This window comes from Clostridium sp. 'deep sea', assembly GCF_014931565.1.
Classification (GTDB): Bacteria; Bacillota; UBA994; order PWPR01; family PWPR01.
The window spans coordinates 2804558-2827697 of sequence record NZ_CP063353.1; the positions used below are offsets into that span (position 1 = coordinate 2804558).

The 23140-nt window shown below is 32.4% G+C and carries 25 protein-coding genes; 22 read left to right on the plus strand and 3 right to left on the minus strand.

Going from position 1 to position 23140, the window contains the following annotated elements; translation table 11 throughout:
* Positions 1-42: 42 nt before the first annotated feature.
* Positions 43-1557: a bifunctional UDP-sugar hydrolase/5'-nucleotidase gene (locus IMX26_RS12960; RefSeq protein WP_195158812.1), complete on the minus strand. Its 1515-nt coding sequence runs from the start codon at positions 1555-1557 to the stop codon at positions 43-45.
* A 110-nt stretch (positions 1558-1667) separates the two neighbouring features.
* Between IMX26_RS12960 and IMX26_RS12965 the strand changes: the two genes are divergently transcribed.
* The 15 genes from IMX26_RS12965 to IMX26_RS13035 all read left to right on the plus strand — a co-directional run bounded on the left by IMX26_RS12965 (position 1668) and on the right by IMX26_RS13035 (position 17675).
* Positions 1668-2309 (plus strand): HAD family hydrolase, encoded by a 642-nt coding sequence (locus IMX26_RS12965; protein ID WP_195158813.1) that lies wholly within the window; start codon positions 1668-1670, stop codon positions 2307-2309.
* Between the two features lie 4 nt (positions 2310-2313).
* Positions 2314-3375 (plus strand): undecaprenyldiphospho-muramoylpentapeptide beta-N-acetylglucosaminyltransferase, encoded by a 1062-nt coding sequence (locus tag IMX26_RS12970; RefSeq protein ID WP_195158814.1) that lies wholly within the window; start codon positions 2314-2316, stop codon positions 3373-3375.
* A gap of 479 nt (positions 3376-3854) precedes the next feature.
* Positions 3855-4568: an ABC transporter ATP-binding protein gene (locus tag IMX26_RS12975; protein ID WP_195158815.1), complete on the plus strand. Its 714-nt coding sequence runs from the start codon at positions 3855-3857 to the stop codon at positions 4566-4568.
* The gene (locus IMX26_RS12980) at positions 4558-6372 is read left to right on the plus strand and encodes an LPXTG cell wall anchor domain-containing protein (RefSeq protein ID WP_195158816.1); all 1815 of its coding nucleotides are present in this window, start codon (positions 4558-4560) and stop codon (positions 6370-6372) included. The genes IMX26_RS12975 and IMX26_RS12980 overlap by 11 nt, the downstream gene beginning before the upstream one ends.
* A complete protein-coding gene (locus IMX26_RS12985) occupies positions 6365-7705 on the plus strand; it encodes an ABC transporter permease (RefSeq protein ID WP_195158817.1) in 1341 nt (446 codons plus the stop codon). The genes IMX26_RS12980 and IMX26_RS12985 overlap by 8 nt, the downstream gene beginning before the upstream one ends.
* 40 nt (positions 7706-7745) lie before the next feature.
* Positions 7746-9464 carry a hypothetical protein gene (locus IMX26_RS12990; RefSeq protein WP_195158818.1) on the plus strand — a complete coding sequence of 573 codons (1719 nt, stop codon included), beginning with the start codon at positions 7746-7748 and terminating at the stop codon, positions 9462-9464.
* Between the two features lie 617 nt (positions 9465-10081).
* Positions 10082-10957 carry a hypothetical protein gene (locus IMX26_RS12995; protein WP_195158819.1) on the plus strand — a complete coding sequence of 292 codons (876 nt, stop codon included), beginning with the start codon at positions 10082-10084 and terminating at the stop codon, positions 10955-10957.
* Entirely contained in the window at positions 10948-11256 is a 309-nt protein-coding gene (locus IMX26_RS13000) for a hypothetical protein (protein ID WP_195158820.1), read from the plus strand. The genes IMX26_RS12995 and IMX26_RS13000 overlap by 10 nt, the downstream gene beginning before the upstream one ends.
* Positions 11237-11851, plus strand: a complete 615-nt coding sequence (locus tag IMX26_RS13005) for a hypothetical protein (RefSeq protein WP_195158821.1) — start codon at positions 11237-11239, stop codon at positions 11849-11851. Before IMX26_RS13000 ends, IMX26_RS13005 begins: the two co-directional genes overlap by 20 nt.
* Before the next feature lie 3 nt (positions 11852-11854).
* Positions 11855-13588, plus strand: coding sequence for a DUF87 domain-containing protein (locus IMX26_RS13010; RefSeq protein WP_195158822.1), 1734 nt, complete (start codon positions 11855-11857; stop codon positions 13586-13588).
* A gap of 8 nt (positions 13589-13596) precedes the next feature.
* Positions 13597-13809 (plus strand): hypothetical protein, encoded by a 213-nt coding sequence (locus IMX26_RS13015; RefSeq protein ID WP_195158823.1) that lies wholly within the window; start codon positions 13597-13599, stop codon positions 13807-13809.
* 18 nt (positions 13810-13827) lie between these two features.
* Entirely contained in the window at positions 13828-15057 is a 1230-nt protein-coding gene (locus IMX26_RS13020) for a hypothetical protein (protein WP_195158824.1), read from the plus strand.
* 4 nt (positions 15058-15061) lie between these two features.
* Positions 15062-15769 (plus strand): SAF domain-containing protein, encoded by a 708-nt coding sequence (locus tag IMX26_RS13025; protein ID WP_195158825.1) that lies wholly within the window; start codon positions 15062-15064, stop codon positions 15767-15769.
* A 2-nt stretch (positions 15770-15771) separates the two neighbouring features.
* Positions 15772-16488, plus strand: a complete 717-nt coding sequence (locus tag IMX26_RS13030; protein WP_195158826.1) for a ParA family protein — start codon at positions 15772-15774, stop codon at positions 16486-16488.
* 14 nt (positions 16489-16502) lie between these two features.
* Positions 16503-17675: an ATPase, T2SS/T4P/T4SS family gene (locus IMX26_RS13035; protein WP_195158827.1), complete on the plus strand. Its 1173-nt coding sequence runs from the start codon at positions 16503-16505 to the stop codon at positions 17673-17675.
* Between the two features lie 3 nt (positions 17676-17678).
* Here IMX26_RS13035 and IMX26_RS13040 read toward each other — a convergent pair whose 3' ends face one another.
* Together IMX26_RS13040 and IMX26_RS13045 are read right to left on the minus strand one after the other, a co-directional pair.
* Positions 17679-18887 (minus strand): site-specific integrase, encoded by a 1209-nt coding sequence (locus IMX26_RS13040; protein ID WP_195158828.1) that lies wholly within the window; start codon positions 18885-18887, stop codon positions 17679-17681.
* A 20-nt stretch (positions 18888-18907) separates the two neighbouring features.
* A complete protein-coding gene (locus IMX26_RS13045; RefSeq protein ID WP_195158829.1) occupies positions 18908-20752 on the minus strand; it encodes a helix-turn-helix domain-containing protein in 1845 nt (614 codons plus the stop codon).
* A gap of 150 nt (positions 20753-20902) precedes the next feature.
* Between IMX26_RS13045 and IMX26_RS13050 the strand changes: the two genes are divergently transcribed.
* From IMX26_RS13050 to IMX26_RS13075, 7 genes are read left to right on the plus strand one after another with little or no spacing between them, the layout of a single operon-like run.
* Positions 20903-21082 carry a helix-turn-helix transcriptional regulator gene (locus IMX26_RS13050; protein WP_195158830.1) on the plus strand — a complete coding sequence of 60 codons (180 nt, stop codon included), beginning with the start codon at positions 20903-20905 and terminating at the stop codon, positions 21080-21082.
* A gap of 45 nt (positions 21083-21127) precedes the next feature.
* The gene (locus IMX26_RS13055; RefSeq protein WP_195158831.1) at positions 21128-21880 is read left to right on the plus strand and encodes a BRO family protein; all 753 of its coding nucleotides are present in this window, start codon (positions 21128-21130) and stop codon (positions 21878-21880) included.
* 15 nt (positions 21881-21895) lie between these two features.
* The gene (locus tag IMX26_RS13060) at positions 21896-22174 is read left to right on the plus strand and encodes a hypothetical protein (RefSeq protein WP_195158832.1); all 279 of its coding nucleotides are present in this window, start codon (positions 21896-21898) and stop codon (positions 22172-22174) included.
* A complete protein-coding gene (locus IMX26_RS13065) occupies positions 22167-22391 on the plus strand; it encodes a helix-turn-helix domain-containing protein (RefSeq protein ID WP_195158833.1) in 225 nt (74 codons plus the stop codon). The genes IMX26_RS13060 and IMX26_RS13065 overlap by 8 nt, the downstream gene beginning before the upstream one ends.
* The gene (locus tag IMX26_RS18175; protein ID WP_279324860.1) at positions 22392-22520 is read left to right on the plus strand and encodes a hypothetical protein; all 129 of its coding nucleotides are present in this window, start codon (positions 22392-22394) and stop codon (positions 22518-22520) included.
* Positions 22511-22714 (plus strand): hypothetical protein, encoded by a 204-nt coding sequence (locus tag IMX26_RS13070; protein ID WP_195158834.1) that lies wholly within the window; start codon positions 22511-22513, stop codon positions 22712-22714. Before IMX26_RS18175 ends, IMX26_RS13070 begins: the two co-directional genes overlap by 10 nt.
* Before the next feature lie 41 nt (positions 22715-22755).
* Positions 22756-22998 (plus strand): hypothetical protein, encoded by a 243-nt coding sequence (locus IMX26_RS13075; RefSeq protein ID WP_195158835.1) that lies wholly within the window; start codon positions 22756-22758, stop codon positions 22996-22998.
* Positions 22999-23140 lie beyond the last annotated feature (142 nt).

Below are 23140 nucleotides of genomic sequence, written 5' to 3' on the forward strand. Positions count from 1 at the left end.
AAAGGTTCGCCAAAAAGCGAACCTTTTAATATTTTGCAATAATTATTTTATAACTTTAAGATACTTTGTTTTATCTACTATAACTATTTTATTTTCTAAAAACTCGTTAATAATCAATTCAGTCATATCTATTTGAATATCTTCAACTACCTTTAAATCCTTAAAAAAGTCATATCCCCCTGTGCCAGATGAACGGTAGTTATTCATTACTAGTTTAAGTACATCATTCTCTTTAACTTCTTTATTTTTAAATTTTATGCTAACAACTCTATTGCCTACATCTTTAGTTAAATCAAAAACATAGTTAAGATTAGCGTAATGGTCGTAATTATAGTGCTCTATTTTAGGTTTTAAAAATCTACTAGAGACAGATATTTCGCCGTTATTATTTTCAAAGTAACTAGCACACCTCTCTAAAGCAAGCTTTAGTATTTTTCCAGAAACCTCTTTAACAATAAGGGTATTGGGATAAATATATGTTGATACAATATCTCTAACAGTAACCTCTTTACTAAAACCTTTTATAGAGTTAGCAAAAGATGTACACGCAATATCTGCATTGCAGTTTTTAAGTTGCACTTGATTAAAGAAGTTTGCTAAAAGAGTGCCATTAAGAGCCATGCTTAAATGACTGTCCGGTTTTAAGGCTGTATCTAAATAACCAACAGGTTTGTCTAGCCATTGTTGTACTTGTTTATCTAAATTAACTAGTTCATTACTAACGTTATAATCCTGTTTTATTGTAGCAGTTTTAAGTTGCCCATCGATTTTAGTAATGCTATTATGTTTAAATTCGACGTCTATTTCAGCATATTTAGTGCCATTAGCAGGGGTTTGAGCAATATAAGTATTACACACATATCTATCAATAATTGCCATATGTTGATGGCCTGTTAATAAAATATCAATATCAAAATCCTCACATATTTTATAGGCAATATTTTCACTTGTATCAGATAACTTTTGTTTGTTGTCTAAATCATTTTCAAATCCTCCATGATAAACAGCTACTAAAATATCACAATTATCTTTTACCTTTTTAAAGTATTTTTGCAGAGTAGCATAGCTATCTAAAATCTCAAAATTAATTAAGTTCTCGGGCTTTTCCCATACATTTATGTAATCTGTGGTAAGACCGATAATACCTACTCTAAGACCATTATCTAGGGTTTTTATATCATAAGGAAAAATTAAAGCATTATCTTTTTTGTCAATGACATTAGCAGTTAACACTTTTGCCTTAAGGTTTTGTAAATAGCTCATTAAATAATCATAACCATAATTAAAATCATGGTTACCCAAAACTACATAGTCGTAACCGAAATTATTAATCACGCTACAATAGGGATGAGTTGTAAGATTTTGTTTGCTAATAAAAGTGGTAAATGGGCTACCTTGAACTGTGTCACCACCATCTATTATTATGGTGTTTTCGTCTTTTTTATAATCACCTGTTAACTGTAAGAATCCCATATTTTTGAACTGTTTATCTCTATAATCAGTTGGAAATACATAGCCATGTACATCCGATGTATAATATAATTTTAACTTTTTCATATTAATCTCTCCATGAAGTTTATCCTGTAAATTATAACATAATAAACAATATGCTTGCCCTGCTTACCCTAAAAAGATAGAATAAACATATAACAATTAAGGAGAAAACAATGAAAATAGTTTTTGACATAGATGGAACACTTTTTAATTCCCGTACAGTTGCATTACCGGCATTTAAAAAGGTCTTAAAACATTATAATAAAGATATTCCTAGTGATAGTATTTTGTTAAATACTTTAGGCTATCCTATATCTGAAATATGGGAGATGCTTCTGCCAGAATTAAGTAATGATGATAAAGATAAAATTTCAGTATATATGGGTGAAATTGAGGCACAGATGATTAATAATGGTGATGGTAAGTTGTTTCCTGGGGTAAAAGAAAGCCTTACAAAGCTTCAGGCAGCTGGTCACAAACTATATACCCTAAGTAATTGTAATGAGGCTTATTTACATACAGTTATAGATGCTTTTAACCTAAGACCATTGTTTACAGGTTTACATTGTGCAAGTATGTATGCTAATGAAACTAAAGCCCAAATACTAAAACGGATAATAAAGGAAGATAAAGATGCTGTTATGGTTGGCGACAGATTTCACGATATAGAAGCAGGAAATATAAATAATATCCCAACTATCTTCTGTAACTATGGTTTTAGTCAAAGTTCGGAAATAACTAGTCAAGACTTTACAATAACCAGCTTTAGTGAAATACTAACAATAGTAAAAAAATTGAGCAGTAAAAAGGAGTAGTACAATGGCAACAATTGTATTTACAGGTGGTGGAACAGCGGGCCATGTAAACCCTGCTATAGCGTTGTTTTCGGACCTGCAAAAAAAGGGCTGGGATATCCGCTACATAGGTAGTTACAATGGCATAGAAAGAAAGTTAATTACGGATTTAAATATACCTTATTATCCAATTTCAACAGGTAAATTAAGGCGCTATTTTGATTTTAAAAATTTTACTGATCCTTTTAGAGTAACTAGAGGCATTTTACAAGCTCGTAAAATCTTAAAGAGAATAAGGCCAAAGCTGATATTCTCTAAAGGAGGATTTGTTCCTGTACCAGTTGTTATAGCTGCTAAACAATTAAAAATACCTATTATTTTACATGAATCCGATTTAACACCAGGCTTAGCTAACAAAATTGCCTTAAGATATGCCGATAAAATTTTTACTACCTTTCCGGAGACTGCTCAATATTTAAAGAAATACAATGCTGTTTATACAGGTACTCCCATAAGGCAAGAAATTCTTAATGGAGATCAAGATTCGGGATTAAAACTATGTGGCTTTACTAAAGATAAACCAATTATTATGGTAATGGGAGGCAGTAGTGGATCTAAGGCCATAAATGACTGTGTTCGTGAGATTTTACCGGAACTCCTTACTCAGTTTCAGCTTATTCATTTATGTGGTAAAGGACACTTAGATAATTCTCTAGAAAACACCAAAGGTTATGCTCAATTTGAATATATTAACGAAGCAATGCCCCATGTTTTTGCTATAGCAGATATGCTTGTGGCAAGAGCGGGTGCCAATACCTTGTTTGAAGTATTACAATTAAAACTGCCCAACTTATTAATACCTTTATCTAAAAAAGTAAGCCGTGGAGATCAAATTGAAAATGCGCAGTCTTTTAAAGATCAGGGTTTCAGCTTAGTGCTTCAAGAAGAAGATATGAATCCTAATACTTTGTTAATGAACATTTATGACCTTAATGAACATAAAAATGATTATATTAATAAGATGAATCAGGCCCCAGTAAGTAACAGTAATTTAAACATTATTGATGCCATCAACCAATATAAATAACTAACTATCTAACGTTTTTCTTAATAAATTATGAAGAATTTCTACTACTATTGATATTTTGCTTTACTCAAGAATATAATTGTATCATAATACCATATATAGTTAATTAAAAACCATAATTCTTATTGACAAATAAGAGTTATGGTTTTAATATTACCTTATCTGTACTAATAGACGTAGTACACCTATATAATTTAAATGGTGTTTATTTTTTTTAAACACATTTTCGCTACTAGAATATTAATATTTCAAAATTCTGGCAAAAAAATATTTAGAATTGGGAACAAACTTTGAACTGCTTGAGTCTACCTTGAGGGTAAATATAATTTGCTCATATTTATAATCAAAGTTAGGTAGTAATTTAATTATTATCGTTAGTTGGATGTTTGAAAAACTAAATTTTAAATTATTAGGTTCATCCTACACTTACATTTTTTGTAAGTTGCATAAATAGTACTATTCATTTAAGGAGGTGTGTTATGAGTAAACCAATAATTGCAGTAAACGATGTAAGCAAAATATTCTTAATGGGTAAAGAAACAGTTATAGCTCTACAAAGAATAAACCTTGAGTTTCATGAAAACAGAATCTACTGCATTGTGGGTACATCTGGCTCAGGTAAATCTACTCTACTAAACATGCTTGCAGGGTTAGAAAAACCTACAAGGGGAAACATTGTTTATTTTAATAAAGATAATATTGTTAAAATGGGAGAGAGTAAACTAGCTAAGTTTAGAAGAGAAAACATTGGATTTGTTTTTCAGTCCTACAATTTATTAAACCAGTTAACAGCATGGGAGAATGTGGCAATGCCTTTAACATTTAGAGGTTACTCTACCAGAATGAGAAGAAGAGCAGCAAAAGTTATGTTACATAAAGTAGGATTAGGTGAAAGAGCAAAACATTTACCAACTCAAATGAGTGGCGGACAGCAGCAAAGAACAAGTATTGCTAGAGCATTTGTAAGTCATCCCAAAATTGTTTTTGCTGATGAACCAACTGGTAACTTAGATACAAAAACATCAATAGAGGTAATGGAGCTAATTACAGGAATGGCCCGTAAACTAGGTCAGACCTTAATTATTGTAACGCATGATAAAGAAACAGCTGATTATGCGGACACCGTTGTAACTATGCGTGATGGAGAAATACTTGATATAACACATAAGTCGGAGGTTAATAATGAACAATAAATTAAGGTGTTTAAAGATTTTAGTTTTAATGTTGACTATAATTGTCTCACCACTTTTTGTTAAAGTGGCTAGTGCGGATACTGTTTTTGTAAATGCTCAATCAAAAGAACCAAATTTGTATATTGGCAACAAAGATTTACCTGAAATAACTATAGGTGAAGAGTTTAATTTAAGCCTATTAATTAAAAATGATAGTATTTATACAGCTAAAGAGGTTAAAATAACCCCTGTATTAGATGGAGCTACTTTTGAGTCATGTGAAATGATGACTACCAAAGATTTAATTAGCATAGTGGCTAATAAAAGCGAAACAGTTGACTTTAAATTTAGGGTTAGTGAAAAAACTAAGCCAGGTGTTTATGCCTTACAGTTTAAACTTGCCTATAGAAACATGTATAAAGTCTATTACGGACAAAGTGGTGATAGAGTAAGAACAATTTACTTAAAGGTTGTTGATACGCCAGGTTTACCCGAGGTAGACGTCGATACAATGAAGGTTGAGCCTCAAAAAGTAAAAGCTGGCCAGTTTGCTGACATAACTTTAACTGTTAAAAATAGTGGTGTTCAAGAGGCTAAAGAGATAGAGCTAATTTTAAATGGACTCTCTGCAAGTGGTTTTTCTATTTATAATGACTCTAGTAGCAGAACAGCAGAATCTATTGCTGGTGGAGAAAGTACTAGTTTTACATATAGGCTAAAAGCCGATGATTCAATGAGTACAGGTGGTCATAAATTATCTTATACCGTTAAATTTAAAGATAAGTTTAATCGTGAGTACTCACGAGAAGCAGACTTATATATTGCTGTTTTGGCAAAAGATGATGTGAGTGAAGATGATGATAGCAAAACTGTGCCTAAAATAATTGTCACAGAATACGGTACGGAGCCTCAGGTTGTTAATGCCGGTACTGAGTTTGAATTATCATTGGCTTTTTTCAATACAAGTAAGTTAAAAACTGTTAGGAACATTAAAATTTCTTTGGGTGTAAACGAAAAGTCTAATACTTCTGGTAATATTTTTGCACCTGTTAATAGCAGTAATACTTTATTTATAGATGAGTTAAATCCTCAAGCAACTGCCAAACGTAAAATGTTATTTCATGCAGTTAATGATGCCCAACCTAAAACATATAATGTAATTGTTAATTTTGAATACGAAGATAAAGCTGGTAAAGAATACACTTCAACTGAGGAAATTGGTATTAGGGTTATTCAAAAGCCTCGCTTAGAAGCCAATACTCCCAAAATACCTGAAAAAATTATGGTTGGCGAGTTTTTACCTCTTGAGATAGAGTTTTATAATATGGGTAGAACAACTATTTATAATCTACTAGTTAAAGTTGAAAGTGAAAATGCAGATGTAGATACCCCAAGTAAGTATGTTGGTAACTTCGACTCGGGTCGTAGTGAATACTTTGATACTGGTATTACGCCTACTGGTGAAGGCGAAGTGAGTGGTACAATTTTATATCAATTCGAAGATTCTACTGGTGAAGCAATGGAAGTACGTCAGGAGTTTAAACTCATAGCAGAAGCACAAGCAGCACCTCCTGAAAACCCTAATGAACCCGGTGGAGATATTAATAGTGGCACTGGTATGACAATAGATCCTGGTAAACCAACTATGCCAGGTAATCCAGATTTAACAGAACCCAAGGAGCAAAAGCCTTTGTTTAAGAGACCCCTTACATGGGTTGGAATAGCTGCTTTGTTGGTGTTAGTAATTTGGTTTTTCTATCGCAGAAAAAAGAAAAATAACGCTTTAGAAGATGCCCTAATTAAGGAACTAACCCTCAATGAATAAACTAGATATATTACTAATGGGAATACGCAATTTATGGAGACGTAAATTGCGTACCCTATTAACTGTGTTAGGTGTTGTCATTGGAGCATCAGCCATTGTAATAATGATTTCTTTAAGTATAGGCATACAGGTCGCAACCCGTAAACAAGTTGAAGGTTATGGAGATTTAAATAACATCCGTGTCCGTGCTAACTACGGTGGCGAACAAGGAGATATTAAACTAGATGAAGAGATGTATGAAAAAATTATGGAGATAGAAGGCATTGAGGCTGCCACTCCTATTTTAAATACTTCTGTTACATTTATGTGTGGCAAATATGAACTTAGTGAGTGGGTGGTGGGTCTTAACACCGATGCCCTACCCGTATTTGGAGTTGAGTTAGAACAAGGAAGGTTTTTAACAGAAGAGGATGAAATGGGCATTATCTTTACTAAAAGAAGCCTTATGAGATTTGAAAAACCCAAAAGATCAGGCTCTGGGGGTAGGATTTCTTACGGTGGTTATGGTTATGGTTATGGTTATGGTAGAGGTGGAGAGCAAGAAGACGAAGAACCCCCTATTGATGTAATGACTAACAAAGTACGTTTATTTGCTGGCCGTAGAGATAGCAGTGCTGATTCTGTTAGGCCTAAAATCTATAAGGCAGCGGCTGTTGGCATTTTGTCTAAAGATAATAACAGTGAACTTGCAGAACAAACTATCATGAACATTGAAACGGTTAAAAAGCTAAAAAAAGAGTATGATAGACAAAGAGATAGAGATTCTAAATCTGAAATTGAGTATGATACTATTATAATTAGAGCTAAGGATGTAGATTCTGCTATCAAGATTTGTGAAGAAATAGAAGCTTTAGGGCTACATACTCGTAGTATGAGTACCCACTTAAAGGAGATGGAAGAGTCAACTAAAACCATTAGAATGATCTTGGGTGGAATTGGTGCTATTTCAATGTTAGTAGCAGCCTTAATGATTGCCAATACCATGGTAATGTCTATATATGAAAGAACCAGAGAAATAGGTATTATGAAAGTGTTAGGAGCAGGACTTGGCGATATTGGTCGTTTATTCTTAGTGGAATCTGCCTTAATTGGTTTGGTAGGTGGAGTTGTGGGAATTGGAACAAGTTATGGTATTTCTAAATTAATGAATACCTTTATGGGAAGTGGTTTATTAGGTCGAGAGTTACCAGAAGGAGCTCCTATTTCTGTTATCCCATTTTGGCTAATTCTATTAGCATTAGGTTTTACCTCCATTGTAGGACTGGCATCTGGTTTATATCCCTCGGTTAAAGCAATGCGTATAAGTGCTTTAGAGGCAATAAAAACAGAGTAAACTACATTATTTTACTGAAAAATTAAATGGAGGTGTAAAATTGAAAAAGCTAAAAACTTTAACTATCAACCTATTACTGATTACAGTGTTAATAACATCTGTTAATTTAAAAATAGTAAACGCTAGACCCACGGAACCTATAATTTTTATTGAAAATGGTGAATTAGCTATTGGTTCAGTAGGTGAGACATTTACACTAGATGTAAATCTATCTAATAAAAGCAAATATTTTGCCAAAGAAATTAAGATAAGCCCGCAGCTAGATTCAGAGCTGTTAGAGCTTAGTGATTTGTTAGACTTTCATGAAGTAAAAAAACTAAGCTGTAATAAAAACGAAACAGTAAGTTTTAACTTTAGAGTAAAAGAAACAGCAAAGCCTGGGGTATATCCCATAACCTTTAATATTGAATTCAAAAATGCTGCAAATAGCAGCTTTAGTAACTCAAGAACAGTTTATTTTAGGGTAATAGAGGGCAAAGATGAGCCCGAAATAGAGGTCGAAACAGTAATAGTAACACCCTTACATCCTAAAGCAGGGAAAGAGGCTTTGTACAGGGTAACAATTACTAACACAGGAGAAAGAACAGCCAGTGATATTGAGTTTTTGTTACAAGGTCTAACTGCTGAAAGCTTTACTATCAATAATGGCATAAATAAAAGAACGTTAAATATGCTTAAAGCTGGTGAAAGTGCTACTTTTGATTATACTATAATTGCCAATAAAGAAATGCACACTGGCGTTCAGGCTATAAGTTACAAAATTACTTATAAAGATGAGTTTGGTAAAGAATATAATAGTGAATCTGAGTTTTATACCTCTATATTAGCTAAAGATGATGAGGGTGATAGTAATGAGACTATTCCTAAAATAATCTTATCTAAATATAAAACTACTCCAAAGATAGTAATGTCGGGAGCTAACTTTAACTTAGATGCAACATTTTATAACACCAATGATAAAACAGCTGTAAAAAATATAAAAATTACAATGACAATGAAAGAATCAGATGATCCAAATGTAACAACTAAAAATATTTTTACACCTGTTAATGGCACTAACGTAGTTTATTTAGAGGAATTACAGCCTCGAACCTCAGCAGACTGTCAGATAGCGTTTAATGTAGCTAAATTTGCTGAGGCAAAAACCTATGTAATGGTACTTAATATGGAGTATGAAGATGGCAGTGGTAAGCAGTATAAAGCTACAGAAGAGATTTATATTAGAGTATCACAAGAGGCTAATTTAAAGATGGATCACTTTTATTTTGAGGAGCAAGTTGGTTTAAAGCAGGAGTCTTGGTTTGATGTATATATATATAACAATACTAGTGTTGATGTATATAATATCCTGATTAAAATTGAGGGTGAAAATCTTGAACCTCTTAAAACATCATATTATTTAGGTGGTATAGGTAAGTACAATGGTAAAAGTTTCGACACTAGAATAATGGCCATGACGGAGGGTAAACTAAGTGGTATTCTAACTTTAACTTATGAAGATGCCACTGGTAAACAGTATGAACAGAAAAAATCTTTTGATACAACCTGCGTAAATTATTGGGATGATTATAGAAATAAGGAAGAGCCAGAGGATAAAAAGCCAGATGGCACACCTTTATTGAAAAAGATTCTAATAGGTTTAGTAGCTGGATTAGTGTTACTTATTGCTGTGGTAGTATTTATTAAACGAAATAAAAAACGTAAAATAAGAGCATTTGAAAAGAGAATTATAGATCAAATAATGAAAAATCAACAGTAAACCAAAGGGTTATCGTAATTTAACGGTAACCTTTTTTTCTTTAAAGAGGTGCTAAAATCAAAAAAAGACTAAAAAAACCATAGATTATATTAGCAAAATTAATATGTGTAATAATTTCACACTTATTTCACACTTTCTTGGGCAAATACCCACAACACGATAGCTTTTTTTTGGCATAATAAATATAACAACAAGAATACAAAAGATGGTAGCTAAGTTACCACATAAAATATATTTATTTTAGATAGCTATTGTTGCTATATGCAGCCTTGTGATATAAAAAGTTCACGCATAAGCAGAGCGAAGCTCAAAAAAGGATTAGAGAATGGAAAAAGCATTTGTTAAAAGCAAATGCTTTTTCCATTTTTAAACTTGGGTTAAATTATATTACTTAAAAAAAACTTAAAAAATTGTGAAAATAGGTTTAAAACTAATAATATATGTATTATAATATTATATAAATTTATTTTAATTTACCATATATTTTCTTTAAACATAAATAATAAGCATAGTTAGCGATAATGCTTGGTCTGTAAATTATGTACATGTTAAAATTTATTTGCTAATTATAATTGTCTGTTAATTTTTTGTAGTAAATATAAGAGAGTAGTGTAATAATGAAGCCTTTATTAAGAGCAGATTATTCAGTTATAGAGTACTTTACACAGTTGCTTGTTCATATTAATAATGATTTTATAAAAATTATATTAGATTTATATGAGTTTATGTTTAATATACCCAATTACATCTTTAATAATAAATATTATCAAAGTATTTTTTGGTATTTTATTTTATTATTTTGCTTGTTATCTATAACTAAGTTTGTTTTTTACAAAATACATACACCATATAATAATATAAAAAAACAATATAAGCAATCTCTTACTATTATGTTAAAAAAATTAGTAGCTAGTTGTTTATTGATATTAATAGTCACTCAACATAAAGCTTTAATTAAAGTTGGGACAGCTATTACAGATTATTTAAAGACAGATATAAATATTATAGATATCAATAAATTTCTTTTAGAGCTGAATTATCAAAATCTAAATAAAGAATTTGCTTTAGAAATAGGTAATGAGCTAATTGTATTTATCTTATTAGTAATTACTATGATTTTAAGCCTGTATATCTTGATTAACATTATTCGGAGATTGGTAAATTTACTAATATTAGCTGTTATTAGCCCGTTTGTCTTTCTAAATATCTTAAAGGGAGAGGGGGTAAGCTCTACTAACTATTTTAGGATATTTGTATATACACTATTAAACTATTTTATAAGCTTAGTAGCGAGTTCGTTGGTAATATTCTTCCTACAATATTGTTTAATTGTTCTCAAGTTAAATATAGTAGTAGTTGTGATAGTATTTAATTTCTCAACTGTGTTAGTAGCTTATCTTTTACATAACTTAAATAAACAGTATTTTTTTGATAATAAACAGCTTGTATTGTATGTGAAAACCAAAATGCTGGAGTGTGAGCAATGTATATAATTCCTGAGCAAAGAAAACAAAAATCATTTTTAAGCCTTAATCTATTGCTGTTTATGGTGCTATTTTTATCATCAACTGCTATTTACTGTTTTTATATAGCTAAAACTAATATTGCCTTATTAATAACAATGTTAACAGTATTTATATATTTTATAGCGCTTTGCAAAAAAAATTCGGTAAGTATTTTTAGGGTTTTAAAATATTATCTAAATTGGAGAAACAACCAGCAACTATATATTTATCAAAGAAAACTATTAGCAGAGAAAGGCTCAAATAATAATGAAACAGTTATTCTTTAAACGTAAAAAAGATAAAAAAAATAACTCAGTACAAGATTGGATGCCTATAACAGATATTAATAATGGAATTATTTATCGAAAAGACAATTGCATAACTACTGTAATTTCTTTAAAACCTATTAACCTTAAGCTACTAAGTGAAGAGGAAATAAAAAACATAATAAGGGGTTTAACAAAAACCTTAAATGGCTTTTTACTAAATATGCAATGGCTGACTTTAAACAAGCCTGTTGACTTGGATTCTTACATGAGTCATCTCGAGAGTTTAGTTAAACAAACTTTAGATATTAATAAAAAAAAACTGTTAAAAAGTTACATGAAACAGGCAGTAGAAATGGCTTTGGGGGGAGCGGCCCTTACTAAACATTGTTACATGCTATTAGAGTTTGAGAGTGTTAATAGCATTGAGTATCTAGCAAAAAATACATCTATAGAGTTATGTAATAGCTTAACAGCTTTAGGTCTTCAAGCTGAATATTGTGATGACCAGCAGATTATTGAACTACTGTTTACATTCAATAACCCCATACACTCTAGCTTTGAAAAACAACCTAATAAATATGATGACTACCTCTCGCCGATATTAGGAGGTTAACATATGGATAACTATATTTCAGGACTAAACAATATTATTTCGCCTACTGCCTTAAAATTTGAGTCAAAAAGTATTGTATTTGGTGAGCAATTTGCCAGTGTTTTAGTGATAAGCGATTTTCCTGCTAAGGTAGGAAGTGCTTGGCTTGCTTCTATTACCAAGCTGCCTAATGTTTCAATTAGTATTCATATTAAGCCAAGTTCGGCAGATAACTTAGTTGCAAAACTGCAAAATAGCTTAAATGATATAACAACAGAATCTAAAAAAGGTAAAACCCAGCTAAGCAAATATCATTTTGAACAGCAAATAACTAATAATAAAGCTATCTTAAATAAAATTATGTATGAGAAACAAAAGGTATTTAAAACAACAGTATTAATAAGGGTAGTTGCAACTACTGAATATCAGCTTGAAGTACAAGTGAAAAATGTGCAAACCTGTTTAGCATCTTTAGGCATGAGGGGTAGAGTATTGGTATATAGGCAAGAAGATGCCTTAAAAGCAACCTCACCATATGCATTATTACCGTCAGATATTGCAAAAGACTATGGCTTTAATATGTTGTCACAAACAATTGCTGCCTCTTTGCCGTTTACTTCATCGGGAATTAATGATGGTAATGGTGTGATTCTTGGCAGAGATAATAATGGTGGCATATCCTTAATTGATATGTGGCATCAGGCTGACGATAGATCCAATTCTAATTGGCTGGTTTTGGGCAAATCTGGAGTAGGTAAGACCACTGCTGTTAAAAAAATACTACTCAATAACTATGCTCAGGGTTGTAAAGTAATTGTAATTGATCCCGAGCGAGAGTACCAAAAACTTTGTCAAAAGCTAAATGGTTGTTACCTCAATATAGGTAGTGGGGCAATCATTAACCCCTTGCAAGTAAAGAATGTACCTTCAGAAAATGAAACAGCTAATAACTTTAGCTTAGCTAGTCATTTTAACACTTTAAGAACATTCTTTAGTATTTGCTTTAAGGGTTTAACTAGTATTCAGGAGGCATTTTTAGAGCAGTGTTTAGAGCAGCTATACCAAAATTTTAATATTACATATAATACAGATTGCTCAAAAATAGCCAATGATAAGTGGCCAAAACTTATAGATGTTTATAATATTGTTGCTCAAAACGCCACTAAAGAACATGAGCAACTTGTAACCTTATTACGAAAGTTAGCACTTGGAGCAGACGCTAAACTCTATAATGGCTACACAAATATTGCAGTGACTGATAACGATTTTGTAGTTATAGATACCTTCTCCTTACAGCAGAGTTCCATAGTGAACCGTAGAGCTCTTTTATATAATATATTGACTTGGTTATGGAATGAAATTATAAGAACAGATAATAGAGTAATATTGGCAATAGATGAGGCCTATTTATTAGCAGATAAAGATAACCCTCAAGCATTACAGTTTTTAAGGGATACTGCTAAACGAATAAGAAAATATAATGGTTCATTAATAACAATTTCTCAAAACATCAATGATTTTTTAGACCCTCATATTGTGCAATATGGACAAGCTGTTGTAGATAACCCTAGCTATAAGCTAATTATGGCTCAAGGTGAAAACGATTTAAACACTTTAACTAAGTTAATGAACTTTAAGGAAGCTGAAATAGATATTTTAAGTAATGGTACACGAGGAGAGGCCCTAATTGTAGCAGGCTCTAAACGAGTTTTAACCAAGCTTGAGTTTACAGATTTAGAGTTAGAGCTGTTATTTTAGGTTATAAAATGAACAAAAGAGTCAATTTAAAAATAGAGTTACTTATTGTATTAATAACCTTAACAGTAGTTTGTTTCACAATATTAGCTCTACTTATGTTCGCAAGTTATTTTGATTTTATAAATATTAAAACAGCAGATCAAAACGGTAGATATAACTATGAGCAATTTATAAACTATAATTCAGTTTTTACTGATTCTAAAGTGAATAAAACTAAATAATTAATAGAGGTGTTAACTTTGTTTGCAGTTATGGCCAATGAAGCATATAAACAAATAATTAAAACCGCTATAGGTAATATAAAAACAATAGCTTATGAGAGTTATGGAGCTGTGGATATTAGTGAAAAGTTAGTAGAAATCAGCAGGCTTAATATTGGTGTTTTAATACTACATAGAGATATTGCCAAAGATAAAGAGTTAAATGACTCTCTTAAAACTCTAAAGGTACTAAGACCTCATTTAAGAGTAATATTTATAACTGCAAACACTAGCCCAGGCGATGCGCTAATTTCTAGTTTAATTACTAAAGGAATATACGATATTTTCAGCCCTAATAGTGATGAGAATATTAATCTTATAACCCATAACTTACAGAAAATTATTTATGGCAATAAAGCCAGCTATGCTGATGTAGCTAGGTGGGATGTATCTAGTTTAAATAATAAAACTGAAAAAATAACCACAATACCAGTAACTACAGCCCTTATTGTAAATGTAACCAAGTGCGCTGGTTCAACTATGTTAGCAACCTCTTTAGCGGGCGCCATAAATAAATATAAAATTAGATCAGCGGTTATTGAAATGCCCCACCAGCCTTATCTATTTGATTCACTTGGACTAAGACTGTTAGAGAATAACATAAATAAGTTTTATAGCTATCCTCATATAATTAATAGTGAAAAACAGCCTGAAATAGGCAAAGAGACTATTAAAGAGAATATTATTTGGTTGGTACCTGATTCGCGTTTACAAGCAATAACAGATTGGAGTTACCCCAAAATGATGAGGTTGCTTTACTGCTGTAAAGAGGCTGGTGCTTTAATAGTGGACGGTGGAAGTAATTTAAATAAAGCATACCTTGAATCTATTATTCCTATTGTAGATTTAGTAATTGCTGTAATTGACCCACTACCTGCTCAAATAATAAAAGCTAAGAATAATATTAACAAGCTTTTGGGCTTAAAAAGCAGTGGCTGTAACATAATATTTGCTGCCAATAAGTGGTCAAAAGGTCTATCAAAACAGGATTTTGCTAAGCTAATAAATGTTAAACCACATGTATATATACCTCAAATAGATCAGGCTAGTATTTATAAATCGGCGTATGCCTGTAAAACGCCATATAGTAGAACTGAAGTGCAAGAGGCTTTACATAAACCCATGCAAAAACTAGTAAGTCTATTATTGCCGCCTTCAGTATTTCATAATGTCAGTAGAAAAAACAGATTTTTCAACTTAAGGAGGTAATATTATGTGGCTTTTAAGAAATAAACTCTTTTTGGCATCAATATGTATTTTAATCGCTTTATTTTTTACGTTTGTGGTTACACCTCAATATCAAAACTACATTAATAAATCAGTTAAGGTAGTGATGTTAAATAAAAATATAAATACCAACACCCTAATAGTAGAGAGTATGTTAGTAAATAAATCAGTACGTTATTCAGAAGTACCTAAAAACGCAATTACAGATAAACAGCAAGTAATAGGTAAATTTGCTAAGGTTCCAATTTTTGCTGATGACTACCTAAATCCAATAAAAATAACATCAAAAAAAGTAGAAAAAGGCTATTTAAGTGGCGCAGATAATAATGCTACTGCAGTTGCCATTAACATGCCAAACCTTTCTGCCTCTTTAGCTGCACAAATAAGACCCGGCGATGTTGTTAGCATTGTGGCTTATGATAAACGTGAGTCACAAGTAATAGCTCCACCAGAACTTCAGTTCATAACTGTGGCAGATGTTATTAATAATGATGGTGTTAGTGTTTATGAGCAGAGCAACAAGGCTCTCGATATAGTTACTTCTGCTATTACTGCACAAAATATTATCCCAAGTTCAGTAATATTTATTTGCGACATCAAGCAATCATTAAAGCTGGTAGAGTTAGCGAATAGAGGGCAAGTACATATTATCTATAGAAATAAATCTAACTCATTTAAGCTGGAGGTGAATTAAGATTGATAGTTGCTATATGGGGTGCTAACGGAGCAGGTAAAACTACACTATCAACTATGTTAAGCTCAGAAATTGCTAAAAGCAAATTTACCTTGGTAATAGCAGGTGCTTTAACTCACAGCTCAGTTCAGCACAACTTTGGTATGTCCGAGACCGACAAATCCCTAAAAAATGTATTAAATGGTCCGGATAATATTCGAGATAACGTTATAAATTATCCCAAAAACAAGAACCTTTTTTTACTGGATTTAGCAGCTCAAGATGACTGTTTACAGCAGGAAGATACCAGCGATAAACAGGCAGAGAAACTACTGGAAATTGCCAGCAGTATTTTTGAAGTAGTAGTTGTTGATTGTTCAACTAATTTTAATAATCCTATAACGAGGGCAGCACTAATCTACTGTACAAAAATCATTAACATATTTCAGCCTACTTTAGAGGGCATATCGTTTACACTGTCTCACAAAGTTTTAATTGAGCGTTTGGGCTTATTGCCAAAAACCTCATTTGTTATTAACAAAGATCAAAAGATGATTGAATATAGTAGGCTTAAAAAACTGGTTGAAACAGATATTCTTGTAAAGCTACCTATGTGTGTAAGTATTCAAAAAAGTGCAGTTACTGGTATCCCCCTTACTATATCAGGTGCAAGTAGCTGGGATGAAAACAAGTATCTCAAAAAGATTTATTCTTTGGCAGAATTTTTGCTTAGTAGTTAATGAAAGGTAATGCCATGTTAAAAAGATCAATTCATGAAGTAATTAATGACCAATCATTAATTAATGTAGATTCAAAGAGTTTAGCAAAAGAAAAGAACATAATAATTACTGAGGTGACTTATGAAAAACACCTTAATAGTCTGCGAAACTATTTATCATCTCAACACGCCTCTGAGCTAGCTAAAACAATAGGAGACGAAAGCGCAAGTGATCGCATAAAAGCTTTAATCAGACAGTACATTCACAATAATGATGTACTTATAGAGGGCGAGCAATATGAACTGTTAATAAATAAATTTTATGATGATTTAGCAGGCTATGCTTTTATTAACAAGTATTTGTTCGATGAAAACATAGAAGAGATTAATGGCAATGCGTGGAATGACATAGAAATTGTTTACTCAAATAAATGGCATAAAGTTAAAGAGTCTTTTGCCAGCCCCCAAAATGCCATTGATATTATAAAAAAAATGATGAGAGCTGGGGGAGTAACACTCGATGAAAAAAAGCCTATTGGGGAGAGTTATATTTCAACTGGTATAAGAGTTTCGGCTATGATACCGCCAATTATTGATGAAAAAAAGGGTGCAGTATTCTCTTTAAGAAAACAAAAAACACGTATTTTTAGAAAAGAAGAATTGCTTAAATATGAAACATGCACCAAAGAAGAGTTTGAGTTTTTGCAAATGTGTTTAAACCATGGTGTTAGTATAGGCATTGCAGGGGCAACTTCATCTGGTAAAACTACCGACATAACTTCACTGTTAGCCTCGGTAGATGAGAGTAAAAGAATTTACATTATTGAGGATACTAGAGAGATAACAATAAACAAAGCTACAAAAGGTAAAATAAGTAATAGAGTAATATACACCAAAACCCGACCCAATTTACAGGAAGAGCGAAATATAAGTGCCTCAGATTTATTGCGGGCAGCTATGAGGTATCATCCAGATATAATTGTTCCTGCAGAAATGCGTGACGAAGTGGCGATGGTGGCAGTTGAGGCAGGCAGAACAGGACACACAATTTTAGCTGGATTACATGCTAATAATGCTATAGAAGCCTATGACAGAATATTAACTATGTGTATGATGTCAAGGATAAATCTAATTATCGTTGTAATTACAACGTATTTAGTATCAATAAAAGCTAAAAAAGAGCATTTTGCCTACGGTTTGCCTACGTAATTTTTAGCTTGTCGACAAAATGCTACTTGTTGCCTTCTCAAATATGTCTGTTGTTTCTTGAGACATCTTCTGCGTTACGTGTGCGTAAGTGTCCATAGTAACTGATAATTTAGAGTGACCTAAGCGTTTTTGAACATCTTTCATGTTAGCACCATTTTCAATTAGCATTGTTGCATGTGTATGTCTAAGCAAATGGAATTTGAATTTAATACCAAGTTTCTTTTTGATAGTCTTGCCACAGTCACCCATAGTTTCATTATTTACTAATGTTCCATTCTCATGAGTACATACAAAATGTATTAACTCGTCTTTTGAATCACTGGCAAAATAGATTCTTTTAGATTTATCTGAATAGTAATTTTTATAGTGCTCCCCATACCTTAATTGGTTCTCTAGTTGCCACTTTTTATGCTTTTTTAGAAGAGTCAATAATGTGTTGCCAATTGAAATATCCCTCATAGAGCTTTGTGTTTTGGTTGGTCCAAAATACCAATTATTATCAGAACGTTCTTTATATAAAATTCTTTTAACACTTATATTTTTATTTTGGAAGTCTATATTATCCCACGTAAGAGCACAAACTTCACTAACCCTCATACCTGTATAAAAAGCAAGTTGCAAAACAATATGGTATTTATGCCCAAAAGGATATTTATCTAAAATTCTTTGATACTCACTTAATTCAAGTGTTTTCTTTTCTTCCTGTTCTGCATAGTCTTTTTTCTTTGGCGTTTTAACATATTGCATAGGATTACCATTAATGAACTTACAAGGGAATACAGCATACTTCAATGATCCGCTTAAAACATTTCTTATACCTCTAAGGTAGTTATTACTATATCGACTGTTAAAGAGGTCATTCATAAATGTTTGTAAAGCTTCTGGAGTTAAGGACTTTAATTTGTAATTACCAAATGTAGGCTTTATAAATTGATTCACTATTCTTGAGTACTCTTTAATGCTATTAGGTCTACAGTTTATTAACACATAGTTTTCCATCCAGTAATCCATATAGTCAGAGACCGATATATCACTAGATTCAAAGATTAAACCTGCATTTTCATATTCTGTTAGTGCTTTTCTAAGAGCTGCGGATGCTTCTTTTTTAGTCCTACCACCAACTCGTTCAATACGCTTGCGTTTGCCATCTACAGTACTAGCCTCAAAGCTAAAATACCACTTGTTACCTCTCTTTCTTAGTGAGCCAGACATTTATATACATCTCCTTTATTTTAAAATGGGAGGTCATCATCATTTAAGCTTGTTGCAGCGGCTTCATTTTCTTCGGTGTAATCCCAAGGTTTTAATATACCATTCTGTAAAAAGGTAGATTCACTTCCGCATATGCTGCAGTATCTTTCATCACCTGCGAGTGGTTTTCCACAATCGAATTTGTTGGTACATCTATTAACTATATGCTTACCACATATTTGGCAGAATTCACCTTCGATATTAGTTTTTTCATTACCACAGACTGGGCAAATAACTGCTTTGCTATTTTCATTTAGCCCTATTCCATTGTATATCATTTCATTTACCTCCTCATTGTAGTCTCTATACAGACTACTTCCTCCACATACAGGGCAGAAATTAAGTACCTCTTTACAAGATACAAAACCGCAAATTTGGCATTTTTTTATATTTTTCTTTATGTAAACAAACTCTCTAAATTGATTTTGCTGTTTATGAAGACAAATATCACTAATCCAGTAATTATCAGATCTTCGGAATCGTAATCGATTTAGAGAGGCTTGATAAGACATATGGAAAATGTCTTGAACATCATGAGTGTTTAATTCCAATTCGTTTGCGATAACTATTGGTGCAAGGGCGTTTCTGGAAAATGAATTAGCTTCTTTCTCCAGCACTCTGTATTTTTTAGTAGGTATTCCTCCTCTTGTTAATAGCGCGATATCAAAATCAGCTAAATGATTTAAGATTATATGTCCAATTTCATGCATTAATGTGAATAGAATTCTACACTGTGGTTTCGTATCATTATAAGCTATTGAGTAATTTCTACCATTAAATATCGTATAACCATCTTCTGAACCAAAAGCTTCTGTTATATCATGTATAGTTACATGATATTTTTCTGCATACTGCGAATAGCTACACACATCCCAATTGTTATCTTCTATAATCTTAAATGGGTCCAATGGAAACCTGTAAACATGTTCTTTAGCGAGAAAATCTGTTGCTTTTTCTAGAACATAGTAGTACCTAGCGCTTGTCGGTATTTGCTGCAAAATTGTTACTAAATTCTTTAATAGATCTCGCTGGCTAGGATTTAAGTTCTTCATACCACGTGCGATAGCTCGAATTTGGGGGTCGAAATCATCGCTTTGGTTTTTTATATCTGGTGAATCATCCCAGATTACATTAGAGAACCCTGCAATTTCCCAAACGTCAATATTGAACACTTTAGCTATTTTTCTAAGATCACTCATTTTTGGGGGCTGTTTATCAGATTCTATACGATTAAGTAATTTGATGCTAATCCCAGCTTTTTTAGCAAGTTCCTCTTTACTCATATTTTTAGCATCTCTTGTTGCAATTATAAATTGCCCAGGACTTGTATCAAGATATTGATTATTTTCTTTTATCATATCTTCATGAACAGCTCTTTTATAGGCTTCATATTTATTTACATCCCCATCAAAATGTGAAGGTATTTGTTCATCATATAATCCGTATTTATCTAAAAACTCATAATAGGACAATCCAAGAATTTCTTCGAATTTATTTATTACATCTATCCTTACTTCATTTTCTTCTGATTCATATTGTAAGAGTTCTTTTGAGGATATTTCAAGGAAATTTGCGAGTTCCTTTATGCTTAGTCCTTGACTTTCTCGTTCTTCTTTCAAAGCATGTCCTACTCGATCTCCCTCAATACCTAAGAGTGTGTCCACTGACACACTAAAATAATTGGATATTTTAAGAAGCATTTCATAACTTGGCTCTCTGGTTCCGTTTTCCCAATTGCAAATTGTATTCTGGGCTACGTTGAATATTTCCCCTAACTTCTTTTGGCTCAGACGAGCACCTTCTCTTAAAATCTTTAATTGTATCATTATAACCACCTCTATCGATTAAATTATCACAAATAGGGATAATAGTCAACAAAAATCCCATAAAGGGATTGACCTTAAAACCATATCGTGATAATATCTCATTGTGGGATTGAAAGCGAGTAAACAGCGAAAAAGAGAGGAGGGTGTTAGATGAAACGGTACTGGCTTGTAAAATTTAGGAAGGGTTTAACTCAGCAAGAAGTAGCTAAAAAAGTTGGTATATCTCAAAATTTCTATAGTTGCATAGAGACAGGGGGTAGAAATCCAGGTGTAAATACTGCTAAAAAAATAGCAGCTGTTCTAGGTTTTAATTGGACACTATTTTATTAATCCATGATACAGAGTTGAAAATCAAAATATATAAGGAGAGGTTTAATGAACAGTTTACAAGTTTTTAACAATAGTGAGTTTGGACAAGTTCGTAGTTTGGTGATCGATAACGAGCCATGGTTTGTAGCTGGTGATATATGTAAGTGTTTAGGAGTAGGTAACCCATCACAGGCATTAAATAGGCTAGATGAAGATGAAAAGAATACTATCATTTTAAATGAGGGTATTGGTAATCCTTATAAATCTGCTGTAAATGAGTACGGGTTATATAACTTAATATTAGGTAGCAGAAAACCAGAAGCTAAGAAGTTTAAGCGTTGGGTAACCCATGAAGTATTACCGTCAATCCGAAAAACAGGATCATACATATCAAAGGATGTTAAATATCTGGATCAATTACAAGGAGTTAAGTTTGTCGCGGATGATCTAAAAGTAAATCAAGGATCAAGAATACTTATGTATCAAAAGGCGTGTAAAGCAAACAATGTAGATTCATCTTTTCTTCCTGCATACTCAGAGGAGAAACTTACGAAATCGTTAACTGATTTGCTAAAGCAATTCAATGTTGAGCATTCGGCTAGAAGCTTCAATACCAAATTAATTAAAGCTGGGATCGTAGAAATTGCAACAAGACCGTCAACTAAGGCACCTAGTGGGTTTAAGAATTTTAAGAGATTAACTGATAAGGGGCTTAAGTATGGTAAAAATCTTATTTCACCCAGTAATCAAAGAGAAACGCAGCCACATTATTATATAGACACATTTCAAGAGTTAGTAGATAAAGTATCAAAAAATTAAGAAAGAGGACAAGCCATGACTAGATTAAAAGCAAAACAAGTATTTTGGAAAATTGTACACTACATCGAAGATTGTTCAGACACTAATTTTAAGAATAAAGCTGAAGTAATAACTGACAAAGGTATGACTACTTCAAGCGGCGGCTGTATTATGTTTGGTCTAGATGATGGGGTTATTAGGATATACGATAATAAGAATTTCCCTATAGCGGCTTTTACAGAGGATAGCGAAACATTGTTAGTACTAAAGGAGATCTTTGAGGATATAGACTGGGGAGTAATAGCTAATGACTAAACTACTATACACAGTTAAAGAAGTATCAGAAATTATTAAATGCAACACAAGCTCTACATACAAGCTAATCAAGAAAGGATTACTACCAGCACTTAAATTAGGGCAGCTGAAAGTTAGGCATGTAACATTAGTTAACTTCTTAGAGAAGTACGAAGGTAAAGACCTAACCGACTTAGATAATATCATAGAACTTGATATACACAAGGAGGTTGGCTAAGTGACAATAGAGCGCACTGTATATGTAAAACTCTCAGAGGAGATTGAATGCATAAAGCTCCAAGATGGGTTGTTAATACTGAATGAACTTTACTTTAAGAAAGGAGAGGAGGTAGCAAGATGTGGTTAGTAGTAACCTGTGGAAATTGTGGTGATCCAATTTATTATCAACACCATGGGCTTTTTCATATTTCGTTGGATACAGACGAGCTTTGCATAGAGTGTCCTAAATGTAAAACAGAACACACATTTAGCGTTGATGTCAATTTTACTTTAAAAGTAGAAAACCGCCCAGCAAAAAGCTTAAGCGATAATCGTCTCTAGCAATTCGATTATATCGCAAAATTCTAAGGGAGTCAAAAAGCATGAATAAAATTAATATTCAAATTGATATAGATGCAAAACAAAGCGTTACAAAAATCAACGTAAAAGGCAATGAAATTGAAATGGTTGAAGAGCTTGATTCAACAGGTTCTGAGAGAACTACGTATGTAAATGGTACAGAAATGTATTTGGAGGACGTTGAATTTTTGCCGGAACCTATACACGAAGTTATTGACCGATTTTGGTTTGGTGACGTGATCAGAGAACTTAATAGGGAACTGTAAATGGATAATCTATTTATATTATATGTACTGTTAACAGCATTACTACTAATACTTCTACTACTTAGATTGGGAGTGGAAATCTATGAAAAAACAAAAGCATATATTCGCAAAAGAAACAGGCAATCCAAAGTGCCTGGTGTGT